Origin of the sequence: Pseudomonas lactucae (genome assembly GCF_016937615.1) — a bacterium.
Lineage (GTDB): Bacteria > Pseudomonadota > Gammaproteobacteria > Pseudomonadales > Pseudomonadaceae > Aquipseudomonas > Aquipseudomonas lactucae.
Map to the genome: position 1 here is coordinate 1 of NZ_JAFHKI010000081.1, position 10,710 is coordinate 10,710.

General features: G+C 60.4%; 10 protein-coding genes and 2 pseudogenes. 8 read left to right on the forward strand and 4 right to left on the reverse strand.

From position 1 onward, the window contains the following. Positions 1 to 33: 33 nt before the first annotated feature. Entirely contained in the window at positions 34 to 585 is a 552-nt protein-coding gene (locus JWR98_RS15830) for a cytochrome c oxidase assembly protein (RefSeq protein ID WP_205490499.1), read from the forward strand. Positions 586 to 620: 35 nt separating this feature from the next. Next, positions 621 to 1,508 carry a cytochrome c oxidase subunit 3 gene (locus JWR98_RS15835; protein ID WP_003170768.1) on the forward strand — a complete coding sequence of 296 codons (888 nt, stop codon included), beginning with the start codon at positions 621 to 623 and terminating at the stop codon, positions 1,506 to 1,508. A 6-nt stretch (positions 1,509 to 1,514) separates the two neighbouring features. Here JWR98_RS15835 and JWR98_RS15840 read toward each other — a convergent pair. Beyond that, a pseudogene (locus JWR98_RS15840) lies at positions 1,515 to 1,719 on the reverse strand (twin transmembrane helix small protein). Between the two features lie 36 nt (positions 1,720 to 1,755). On the opposite strand from JWR98_RS15840, the gene JWR98_RS15845 reads away from it, so the two are divergent. The 5 genes from JWR98_RS15845 to JWR98_RS15865 are packed head-to-tail and all read left to right on the forward strand — an operon-like array spanning position 1,756 to position 5,679. Beyond that, the gene (locus JWR98_RS15845; protein WP_078735374.1) at positions 1,756 to 2,520 is read left to right on the forward strand and encodes an SURF1 family protein; all 765 of its coding nucleotides are present in this window, start codon (positions 1,756 to 1,758) and stop codon (positions 2,518 to 2,520) included. Then, positions 2,486 to 3,070, forward strand: a complete 585-nt coding sequence (locus tag JWR98_RS15850) for a hypothetical protein (RefSeq protein WP_205490501.1) — start codon at positions 2,486 to 2,488, stop codon at positions 3,068 to 3,070. Before JWR98_RS15845 ends, JWR98_RS15850 begins: the two co-directional genes overlap by 35 nt. A gap of 10 nt (positions 3,071 to 3,080) precedes the next feature. After that, the gene (locus JWR98_RS15855; protein WP_205490502.1) at positions 3,081 to 4,160 is read left to right on the forward strand and encodes a COX15/CtaA family protein; all 1,080 of its coding nucleotides are present in this window, start codon (positions 3,081 to 3,083) and stop codon (positions 4,158 to 4,160) included. Continuing rightward, on the forward strand, positions 4,148 to 5,047 hold the full coding sequence (gene cyoE / locus JWR98_RS15860; RefSeq protein WP_205490503.1) for a heme o synthase: 900 nt from the start codon (positions 4,148 to 4,150) through the stop codon (positions 5,045 to 5,047). The genes JWR98_RS15855 and cyoE overlap by 13 nt, the downstream gene beginning before the upstream one ends. Continuing rightward, complete coding sequence (locus JWR98_RS15865; RefSeq protein WP_205490504.1) at positions 5,044 to 5,679, forward strand: SCO family protein; 636 nt, start codon at positions 5,044 to 5,046, stop codon at positions 5,677 to 5,679. The genes cyoE and JWR98_RS15865 overlap by 4 nt, the downstream gene beginning before the upstream one ends. Positions 5,680 to 5,761: 82 nt before the next feature. On the opposite strand, the gene JWR98_RS15870 is transcribed toward JWR98_RS15865, so the two are convergent. The 3 genes and pseudogenes from JWR98_RS15870 to JWR98_RS15880 form a co-directional block, all read right to left on the reverse strand. Then, on the reverse strand, positions 5,762 to 6,532 hold the full coding sequence (locus tag JWR98_RS15870) for a MetQ/NlpA family ABC transporter substrate-binding protein (RefSeq protein WP_205490505.1): 771 nt from the start codon (positions 6,530 to 6,532) through the stop codon (positions 5,762 to 5,764). A 51-nt stretch (positions 6,533 to 6,583) separates the two neighbouring features. Further along, positions 6,584 to 7,258 carry a methionine ABC transporter permease gene (locus JWR98_RS15875; RefSeq protein WP_205490506.1) on the reverse strand — a complete coding sequence of 225 codons (675 nt, stop codon included), beginning with the start codon at positions 7,256 to 7,258 and terminating at the stop codon, positions 6,584 to 6,586. Further along, positions 7,258 to 8,264 (reverse strand): annotated as a pseudogene (locus JWR98_RS15880) (methionine ABC transporter ATP-binding protein). Before JWR98_RS15880 ends, JWR98_RS15875 begins: the two are co-directional and overlap by 1 nt. 264 nt (positions 8,265 to 8,528) lie before the next feature. Between JWR98_RS15880 and katE the strand changes: the two are divergent. After that, a complete protein-coding gene (gene katE / locus JWR98_RS15885; protein ID WP_205490507.1) occupies positions 8,529 to 10,670 on the forward strand; it encodes a catalase HPII in 2,142 nt (713 codons plus the stop codon). Positions 10,671 to 10,710: the final 40 nt, after the last annotated feature.

A 10,710-nucleotide genomic window follows, 5' to 3' on the forward strand; every position in this document is an offset into this window, starting at 1 on the left:
CCACATTGATTGTGCTCGGCTCGGGTGAGCACCATGGCTGAATCCGTGCCCCTCAAGCGCCTGGTCACCCGCCTGCTGATCCTGGTGCTGGCGATGTTCGCCTTTGGTTTTGCCCTGGTGCCGATCTACGACGTGATGTGCAAGGCGTTCGGCATCAACGGCAAGACCGCCGGCCAGTACGAGGGCTCGCAGGTGGTGGACCCGTCGCGTCAGGTGCGGGTGCAGTTCCTATCGACCAATGCCATCGACATGGTCTGGGAGTTCCATTCCAAGGCCGATGAGATCGTGGTCAATCCGGGGGCGGTCAACGAGATGCTGTTTGTGGCCTACAACCCTACGAGCAAGCCGATGACGGCCCAGGCGATCCCGAGCATCTCTCCGGCCGAAGCGGCGATGTACTTCCACAAGACCGAATGCTTTTGCTTCACCCAGCAAGTGCTGCAGCCAGGCGAGCGTATCGAAATGCTGGTGCGCTTCATCGTCGACCGCGACATGCCCAAGGATGTGAAGCATCTGACGCTGGCGTACACGCTGTTTGACATCACTGCGCGCCAACCGCCCGTGGCTGTCCGCACCGGGGGCTAGCTACTGTTTGCCCGCTCAATCAGGAGAGCGAATACATGTCGACTCATGATACGTACTACGTACCAGCGCAAAGTAAATGGCCAATAATTGCCACGTTTGGTCTGCTGATCACCGTGTATGGCCTGGGCGTGTGGTTCAACGACCTGAAGGCCGCGCGCCCGGAATCCCATGGCCCGTGGATCTTCTTCGTCGGCGGGCTGTTGCTGGCCTACATGATGTTTGGCTGGTTCGGGGCGGTGATCAAAGAAAGCCGCGCCGGTTTGTACAGTTCGCAGATGGACCGCTCGTTTCGCTGGGGCATGACGTGGTTCATCTTTTCCGAAGTGATGTTTTTTATCGCGTTCTTTGGTGCGCTGTTCTACGTGCGCCACCTGTCCGGTCCTGCGTTGGCCGGCGAAGGCCCCAAAGGCATCGCGCACATGCTGTGGCCGAACTTCGAGTTTGCCTGGCCGTTACTCAACAACCCTGACCCGAAAATGTACCCGGCGCCTGAAGGCACGATAAGCCCGTGGGGCTTGCCGTTGGTCAACACCATCCTGCTGGTGAGTTCCAGCGTGACCATCACCATCGCCCACCATGCCCTGCGCAAGGGGCATCGCGGTGCGCTGAAGCTCTGGCTGGCGATCACCGTGCTGCTGGGCCTGGCGTTCCTCGGGTTCCAGGCCGAGGAATACATCCACGCTTATAAAGAGCTGGGTCTGACCCTGGGCTCGGGGGTGTACGGCGCGACGTTTTTTATGCTCACGGGTTTCCACGGCGCCCACGTGACCATCGGCACCATCATCTTGTTTGTGATGTTGATGCGTATCCTGCGGGGGCATTTCAATGCCGAGCACCAGTTCGGTTTCGAGGCGGCCAGTTGGTATTGGCACTTTGTGGATGTGGTGTGGATCGGTTTGTTTTTCTTCGTTTACGTACTGTGAGGCGTCTTACCAAGGTGCATGCGACACCAGCTGACCGCTGAAAAAACCCCAGGTGATCAACGCCAGGGTGATCACGGCCAGCACAACACGCACGGTCAAGGCAGTGACGAGGCGATCGGAGTGGCCCTCGTCCTTGACCAGAAAAAAACAAGCCACTGAACAGGCTCACGACAGTCGCGATCAGCATCAGGGCAATGGCTGCTTTGAGCATGGTCTGGCTCCTGGGCTTTTACAAAGGGGGCGGGCAATGAAAACAAGTATAGCCAGCGCCATGAAACCGTTTCGTCCCGGCATCGCGCCGACACTGGTGGTGTTGATACTGCTGCCGTTGATGGTGGGTTTGGGGTTCTGGCAGTTGTCGCGTGGCCACGAAAAACAGGTGCTGCTCGACACCTACGCCGAGCGCCGTGCGGCGGCGCCGATGAGCAGTGAGCAACTTACTGACATCGCCGATCCGGCCTTTCGCCGCGTACGTTTGCGCGGTCAATTCGACGCCGATCACAGCGTATTGCTTGATAACCGGATGCGCGACGGCAAGGTCGGGGTCGAGTTGTTGCAGCCTTTCCACGACCAGGCCAGCGGTCTGTGGCTGTTGCTCAATCGCGGCTGGCTGCCCTGGCCGGACAGGCGCACCGCGCCCGTTTTCACTACCCCTGAACAACCGGTGAACCTCGACGCCTGGGTGTACGTTGCCCCCGGCGAAACCTTCCAACTGCATGCCGACCCTGCCGGTGCGCCATGGCCGCGCCTGCTCACCGCGTTGCACCCCGCCGCGCTATGGGCCGAGTTGGGCCGCAGCGGTTTTGCCTACGAGCTGCGCGCCGAAGCCGGCCCCGGGACGTATGAAACCACCTGGCCGGTGGTCGCCATGGGGCCGGAAAAACACCTGGCCTATGCCGTGCAGTGGTTTGCCATGGCCCTGGCATTGCTGGCGCTTTACCTCTACCTCGGATGGCACAACAAAAAGGAGAAGCCCCATGGGAGCGGCCACGAATCCACTCAACATGTCTGAACGGCCTGATCGGCGCAAAGGCCGCTGGCAACTGCTCTTGATCCTGCTGATGGTGATCGGACCGATGGTGCTGGCCACCTTTATGTACAAGCTGCAGTTCTGGGTGCCGGACAGCCGCAGCTACCACGGTGAGATGATCGGCAACGGCCAGACCCGCGCCGATATTGGCGTGCAGGCCGATGAAATGCGCTGGCAACTGCTGGTCACCGTGCCCACGGCCTGCGCTGCGGACTGCCAGCAACTGGTGTACCTCGCGCGGCAGTTGCAGATCGGGCTGGGCCGCGACGCCTCTCGCGCCAGTCATGCCCTGGCCAGCGCGCAACCGGTGGGCGCCGATTACGACGCCAAGCTCAAGGCCGAGTACCCGCAATTGCAGCGTTACTCGTTGGATCTCTCGACCTTCACCAAGAACGCCGCCGCACCGGGTGAGGCGCAGCTGTGGATCGTCGATCCCCACGGCAACCTGGTGCTGCGCTACGACGCCAAGGTCAAGGGCAAGGACTTGCTCAACGACCTGCGCCACCTGCTGAAACTGTCGAATATCGGATAAGGGCACCGTCATGGCCAAACCTGGATTTCGCCTCGCGTTGTTTGCCACCTTGCTGGCACTGATCGTCGTGCTGCTCGGTGCCTATACCCGCCTGACCCATGCCGGCCTCGGCTGCCCGGATTGGCCGGGCTGCTATGGTTTTATCAGCGTGCCGCAAAGCGAAGCCCAACTGGCCCATGCTGAGCTGCATTTTCCCGACGCGCCAGTGGAGGCCGACAAAGGCTGGGCCGAGATGACCCATCGCTACTTCGCCGGCACCTTGGGCGTGCTGATCGCGCTGTTGGCGGCGCGTTCGTGGCGTCACCGACGTGATCCTGGTCAGCCGGTGAAGTTGCCGCTGTTCGTGTTGGCCGTGGTATTCGCCCAGGCGGCGTTCGGCATGTGGACGGTGACCTTGAAGCTCTGGCCACAGGTGGTGACCGGCCATCTGTTGGGCGGGTTTGCGACCTTGAGTCTGCTATTTTTACTGACGCTGCGATTGTCCGGGGTACTGCCTGCGTTGGTCGTGCCCAAGCGCCTGCAATATTGGGCCACCGCCGGGCTGGTGCTGGTGATCGGGCAGATCGCGCTTGGCGGTTGGGTCAGCTCCAACTACGCGGCTGTGGCCTGTGTCGATTTGCCGACCTGCCATGGCCAGTGGTGGCCGGCGGCGGACTTTGCCAATGGCTTTCACTTGACCCAGCACATTGGCCCCAACTATCTGGGCGGCCGGCTCGACAGCGAAGCGCGCACGGCCATCCACCTGACCCATCGCATCGGCGCGATGCTGGTTACCCTGGTGCTGCTGGGCCTGGCCTGGCAATTGCGCGCGGTGGGCATGACCCGGCTTGCCGGCTTGCTGCTGATCGCCCTGGCCGCGCAAATTGGCTTGGGCCTGAGCAATGTGGCGTTTGGTCTGCCGCTGCCGGTGGCTGTTGCGCACAACGCTGGCGGTGCGGCCTTATTGTTGACGCTGGTGCTGGTGAACTACCACGCGCGCACCAGCCTGGTTCGGGTGCGTCACCCGCGGTTGTTCGGCTGGCGCTTCAGCCCGCGCAAACCCGTGGCGGGCCTTGTCACCCTTAAAGGAGAGATGCCATGGCGACCTTGATCGGCGCCGGTCACGGCCGGGCAATCTGGCGCGACTACCTGGAGCTGACCAAGCCGAAAGTGGTGGTGCTGATGCTCATCACCTCGTTGGTGGGCATGTTCCTCGCCACGCGCGCCGGGGTGCCGTGGACGGTGCTGGTGTTCGGCAACCTCGGCATTGCGCTGTGTGCAGGCGGAGCGGCGGCGGTCAACCATGTGGTGGACCGACGGATCGATGCGGTGATGGCGCGCACTCACAAGCGGCCGCTGGCGGAAGGTCGCGTATCGCCTGTCGCGGCGCTGGCGTTTGCATTGTTTCTGGCGGTTGCGGGCCTGGCGCTGTTGCTGGCGTTCACCAACCCGCTGGCGGCCTGGCTGACGCTGGCTTCACTGCTCGGCTACGCCGTGATCTACACCGGGTTCCTCAAGCGCGCGACGCCGCAGAATATCGTCATCGGCGGGCTGGCCGGCGCTGCGCCGCCGTTGTTGGGCTGGGTCGCCGTCACCGGCCACATCAGCGCCGAGCCGCTGCTGCTGGTGCTGATCATCTTCGCCTGGACCCCACCGCACTTCTGGGCGCTGGCCATCCACCGCAAAGAGGAATATGCCAAGGCCGACATTCCGATGCTGCCGGTGACCCACGGCGAGCACTACACCAAGGTGCATATCCTGCTCTACACCTGCGTCCTGCTGGCGGTAAGCCTGATGCCCTATGTCATCCACATGAGCGGCCCGCTGTACCTGATATGTGCGCTGGTGTTGGGTGGGCGCTTTCTGCAATGGGCCTGGGTGCTGTACCGTGGCGGTCGGCCGCACGCGGCGATCAACACGTTCAAGTACTCTATCTGGTACCTGTTTTTGTTATTCATCGCCCTGCTCGTAGACCATTACTTATTGTTGAACCTATGACTCGAACTCAAAAAACCGTCTTTATCCTTGTAGCGATCGTCGCGCTGATCATGGGCCTGACTGTTAATAAAGTGCTGTCGGGCAAAAGCCAGGGTGACCCCACTGCGCTGATTGACGCTGGCATCATCCTGCTGCCGCAAAGCCGTCAACTGCCGCCGGTAACCATGACCAACCAGGACGGCCAGCCGGTGCTGGTCAACGCATTGAAAGGCAAGTGGAGCCTGCTGTTCTTCGGCTACACCTTCTGCCCGGACATCTGCCCGACCACCCTCGCCCAACTGCGCCAGATCAAGAGCGAACTGCCCAAGGAGGCGGTGGATAAGTTGCAGGTGATCCTGGTCAGTGTCGACCCGAACCGCGATACCCCGACGCAGCTCAAGCAGTACTTGGGCTACTTCGACCCACAATTTGCAGGCCTCACCGGCGCGAATGTGGACGACGTGCAGAAGGTCTCGAATGCGCTGAGCATCCCGTTCATCCCGGCTGACACCAGCAAGCCCAACTACACCGTCGACCACAGCGGCAACCTCGCGTTGATCGGGCCGGATGGCACGCAGCGTGGGTTTATTCGTGCGCCGTTGAACAACCAGAAGCTGGTGGCGCAGTTACCGGGGTTGTTGCAGCGCAAGTGAAGACAACACAAAGCAAATGTGGGAGGGGGCAAGCCCCCTCCCACATTTTTAATCTCCAGTGTTTTGGAGATTGAAGCTTGGATCAGAACGCCGGCTTGATCGCGCCCTTGTACTTCTCTTCGATGAATTGCTTCACCTCAGGCGTGTGCAACGCTGCAACCAGCTTCTTCACCGCGTCCGAATCCTTGTTGTCTTCGCGGGTGACCAGGATGTTCACGTAAGGCGAGTCGTTGCCTTCGATCACCAGGGCGTCCTTGGACGGGTCCAGCTTGGCTTCCAGGGCGTAGTTGGTATTGATCAGTGCCAGGTCGACCTGGGTCAGCACGCGCGGCAGGGTGGCGGCTTCCAGTTCGCGGAACTTCAGGTTTTTGCTGTTACCGGTGATGTCCTTGATGGTCGACAGGATGTTGGTCGGGTCCTTCAAGGTGATCAGGCCGCTCTTGGCCAGCAACAACAGCGCGCGGCCGCCGTTGGTGGCGTCGTTCGGGATCACCACGTTGGCGCCGTCCGGCAGTTCGTCCAGCTTCTTGTACTTGCTGGAGTAGGCGCCCAGGGGTTCCAGGTGCACGGCGCCGACGCTCACCAGGTGAGTGCCCTTCGCTTTGTTGAATTCATCCAGGTATGGCTGGTGCTGGAAGAAATTCGCGTCCAGGCGCTTTTCGGCCACCTGAACGTTGGGCTGAACGTAGTCGGTAAAGACTTTGACCTTCAGGTCCACGCCTTCCTTGGCCAGGGCAGGTTTCACGAATTCGAGGATTTGCGCATGCGGCACTGGCGACGCAGCGACCGTTAGGGTCTCGGCGTGGGCGGAAAACGCGGCAACGGCGGCGAAAGCAACCAGTAGTTTTTTCATCCAACAAGCTCCTTGTTCGGGCATGTGCCGGCGTTGGGCCGGCAATGACCGTTATTTTCGAGAAAAGTGCACCACCAGCTTGTCGCCGAGTGTTTGCAGAATTTGCACCAGGATCAACAGCATGACCACGGTGACCACCATCACATCGGTCTGGAAGCGCTGGTAACCGAAGCGGATCGCCAAGTCACCCAGGCCACCGGCACCGACCACACCGGCCATGGCGGTGTAGGACACGAGTGTAATCGCCGTCACTGTAATCGCCGCGAAGATGCCGGGGCGTGCTTCGGGCAGTAGTGCATTGGTGATGATCTGGCGGGTGGTGGCGCCCATGGACTGGGTGGCCTCGATGATTCCGCGGTCCACTTCGCGCAGGGCAGTTTCCACCAGGCGCGCAAAGAATGGCGTGGCGCCCACGACCAGTGGCGGGATCGCCCCGGCTACTCCCAGCGAGGTGCCGGTGATCAGAACGGTGAACGGGATCATCACGATCAGCAGGATAATGAACGGCAGCGAACGCAGGATGTTCACGATCAGCGACAGCAGCGCGTACAAACCTTTTTGTTCGAACATCTGGCGCGGGCTGGTCAGGAACAGCAACACACCCAACGGCAGGCCCAGCACGACGGTGAAGAACAGCGAGCCGAACAGCATGATCATGGTGTCGCCAGTGGCGAGCCAGATTTCGGACCAGTCGATGTTGGCGAAAAAATTCAGGAAAACGTCCATTAGCGCAGCACCTCCATGTGAACGTCCGCGGCGGTAAAGCGTGCAAACGCCGCTTCCATGTCACCGCCAGTGACGGCGAGGGTCAGTTGCCCGTAGGGGATGTCTTTGATGCGGTCGATACGCCCGGCAAGGATGCTGTAGTCCACCCCCGTTTCACGGGCGACGGTACCCAGCAATGGCGCGTAGGTCGCGTCGCCCTGGAAGGTCAGGCGCACGATACGGCCGGGTACGTGGGCGAAGTCATCGCGCTGTTCGCCTTCGTCGACCTGCTCGGCTTCTTGTACGAAACGTTTGGTGGTCGGGTGCTGCGGGTGCAGGAACACGTCGGCCACCGAGCCTTGCTCGACGATCACACCGGCGTCCATCACGGCAACCTGGTCGCACACGCGACGGATCACGTCCATTTCATGGGTGATCAGCACGATGGTCAGTTTCAGCTCACGGTTGATCTCGGCCAGCAGCTGCAGCACCGAGGCAGTGGTCTGCGGGTCGAGGGCGCTGGTGGCTTCGTCGCACAGCAAAATCTTGGGCTTGGTCGCCAGTGCGCGGGCGATGCCGACGCGCTGCTTCTGGCCACCGGACAATTGCGCCGGGTACTTTTTGGCGTGATCCGACAAGCCGACGCGGGCCAGCAGTTCAGCCACGCGCAGGTCGATGTCCTTGCGCGACAATTCGCCGGCCAGGGTCAGCGGCAGTGCCACGTTGTCGGCGACGGTCTTGGACGCAGCAGGTTGAAATGCTGGAAGATCATGCCGACCTGCTGGCGGAAACGGCGCAGGCCGTTGGCGTCCAGGGCGGTGACTTCTTCGCCGTCGACCGTGATCTGGCCGCCACTCGGTTCTTCGAGGCGGTTGATCAGGCGCAGCAGGGTGCTTTTACCCGCGCCCGAATGGCCGATCAGGCCAAACACCTGGCCGTTGTCGACGCGCAGACTGGTGGGGTGCAGGGCGGGAATATCCTTACCGGCGACGCGGTAGGTTTTATGGACGTTTTGAAACTCGATCACGTAGCGAACCTTGTGGGGCGCATGGAAAAGGGATCAGCGGTTAGCCGGGCGCGCATTTTAGCCTGTCCGACTAGCGTTTCTTAGCATTTATTTCGCATTCATCCAGCGATTTGGCAATAACGCGATCAAAGGTCATAAAAAAGGAACGGCCCAAAACACCATCAGTCACTACTTAGGCAACGCGATTTCCCAGGTGCCGTGCCTGGGTTTTGCTCAAACGAGCCGGGGACCGCTCTGGCCACTTTGAATATGGAGTTTTGACTGATGAGCACCAAGAAGCCAGCTACCCCGCCGAAGAGTGAACTTGCGGGCACCGATACTCTGGATCGTGGCAATACCAATGCCAAGCTGCAGGCATTGGAAGCGTTCCGGTCCGACGCGACCGGCCAAGCCTTGCGCACTAACCAAGGCGTGAAAATTTCCGACAACCAGAACAGCCTGAAGGTCGGTTCTCGTGGCCCTTCGCTGCTTGAAGATTTCATCATGCGTGAAAAAATCACGCACTTTGACCATGAGCGTATTCCGGAGCGCATCGTGCATGCCCGCGGGACTGGCGCACATGGTTACTTTCAATCCTATGGCGACCATTCAGCGCTGACCAAGGCCGGGTTCCTGCGTACCCCAGAGCATAAAACCCCGGTATTTGCGCGCTTTTCCACCGTGCAAGGCCCACGCGGCTCCGGCGACACCGTGCGTGACGTACGCGGTTTTGCCGTGAAGTTCTTCACCGACGAAGGCAACTTCGACCTGGTCGGCAACAACATGCCGGTGTTTTTCATTCAGGACGCAATCAAGTTTCCTGACTTTGTGCATGCGGTGAAACCTGAGCCGCACAACGAAATTCCTACCGGTGGCTCGGCCCATGACACCTTTTGGGATTTCGTCTCGCTGCAGCCGGAATCGGCGCACATGGTGATCTGGGCGATGTCTGACCGAGCGATTCCAAAAAGCCTGCGCGCCATGCAGGGTTTTGGCGTGCACACTTTTCGCTTGATCAACACCGAAGGCAAATCCAGCTTCGTGAAATTCCACTGGCGACCCAAGGTTGGCACCTGCTCCCTGGTGTGGGACGAAGCGCAAAAGCTCGCGGGTAAAGACACCGACTACCATCGCCGAGATCTGTGGGAGTCGATTGAAATGGGCGATTATCCCGAGTGGGAATTGGGCGTTCAGGTGGTCGCCGAAGAAGATGAGCATAAATTCGACTTCGACTTGCTGGACCCCACCAAGATTATTCCTGAAGAGCTGGTGCCCATTACGCCGCTGGGCAAGATGGTGCTTAACCGCAACCCGGATAACTTCTTCGCTGAAGTCGAGCAGGTTGCGTTCTGCCCTGGGCATATCGTGCCGGGGATCGACTTCACCAACGACCCCTTGCTGCAAGGCCGTCTGTTTTCCTACACGGATACGCAGATTAGCCGACTGGGTGGGCCGAACTTCCATGAGATCCCGATCAACCGTCCCATCGCGCCGTTCCATAACGGTCAGCGCGATGCTCAGCACCGTACCGTGATAGACAAGGGCCGCGCTTCTTACGAGCCGAACTCTATCGATGGCGGCTGGCCGAAGGAGACGCCGGCAGGGCCGACGGATGGCGGCTTCGAAACCTATTACGAGCGTGTCGACGCCAACAAGGTACGCGAGCGCAGCGAGTCGTTCGGTGACCACTTCTCCCAGGCCACGCTGTTTTTCAACAGCATGAGCCACCATGAGAAAGAGCACATCATTGCGGCGTACAGCTTCGAGTTGGGCAAAGTGGAACGCGAGTTTATCCGCGCCCGTCAGGTGAACGAGATTCTGGCCAATATCGATCTTGAATTGGCCAAGCGCGTTGCGCAAAACCTCGGCTTGCCGGTGCCGACCAAGGGCACTGTGCCTGCGCGTGAAACATCGGTGAAAAAGTCACCAGCCTTGAGCCAGGTGAACCTGCTGTCGGGTGATATCAAGACGCGTAAAGTGGCGATTCTAGCGGCCAACGGCGTAGACGGTGCGGCGATCGATGCGCTGAAAAAAGCGCTGGAGACCGAGGGTGCGCATGCCAAGTTGCTGGGGCCGACCTCGGCACCGGTGACCACGGCGGATGGCAAGACCCTGCCGGTGGATGCGTCGATGGAAGGCATGCCGTCCATTGCGTTTGACGCGGTCTTCATTCCGGGTGGTAAAGAGTCGGTGCAAGCGTTGAGCGGTGATGGTGTGGCGCTGCACTATGTGCTGGAAGCGTACAAGCACCTGAAGGCGATTGCGGTTGCCAGTGACGTGAAGCCACTGCTGGATCTGCTGAAACTGGAGGTGGATGCGGGGTTGATCCTGGGGGCTGATGCTGCGGCGTTCAAGGCGTTCTTTGCCGCGATTGCGCAGCATCGGGTGTGGGATCGCGAGGCTAAGGCCAAGGCGATTCCGGCTTAAGAGCTTCGCTGTTTGTCAAATCGCTATCGGGAGCAAGCCC

Excerpts from the sequence above, each read along its gene's own strand:
- JWR98_RS15830 (WP_205490499.1), top strand. The coding sequence starts at position 34 with ATGGCTGAATCCGTGCCCCTCAAGCGCCTGGTCACCCGCCTGCTGATC.
- JWR98_RS15835 (WP_003170768.1), top strand. The coding sequence starts at position 621 with ATGTCGACTCATGATACGTACTACGTACCAGCGCAAAGTAAATGGCCA.
- JWR98_RS15845 (WP_078735374.1), top strand. The coding sequence starts at position 1,756 with ATGAAAACAAGTATAGCCAGCGCCATGAAACCGTTTCGTCCCGGCATC.
- JWR98_RS15850 (WP_205490501.1), top strand. The coding sequence starts at position 2,486 with ATGGGAGCGGCCACGAATCCACTCAACATGTCTGAACGGCCTGATCGG.
- JWR98_RS15855 (WP_205490502.1), top strand. The coding sequence starts at position 3,081 with ATGGCCAAACCTGGATTTCGCCTCGCGTTGTTTGCCACCTTGCTGGCA.
- cyoE (WP_205490503.1), top strand. The coding sequence starts at position 4,148 with ATGGCGACCTTGATCGGCGCCGGTCACGGCCGGGCAATCTGGCGCGAC.
- JWR98_RS15865 (WP_205490504.1), top strand. The coding sequence starts at position 5,044 with ATGACTCGAACTCAAAAAACCGTCTTTATCCTTGTAGCGATCGTCGCG.
- JWR98_RS15870 (WP_205490505.1), bottom strand. The coding sequence starts at position 6,532 with ATGAAAAAACTACTGGTTGCTTTCGCCGCCGTTGCCGCGTTTTCCGCC.
- JWR98_RS15875 (WP_205490506.1), bottom strand. The coding sequence starts at position 7,258 with ATGGACGTTTTCCTGAATTTTTTCGCCAACATCGACTGGTCCGAAATC.
- katE (WP_205490507.1), top strand. The coding sequence starts at position 8,529 with ATGAGCACCAAGAAGCCAGCTACCCCGCCGAAGAGTGAACTTGCGGGC.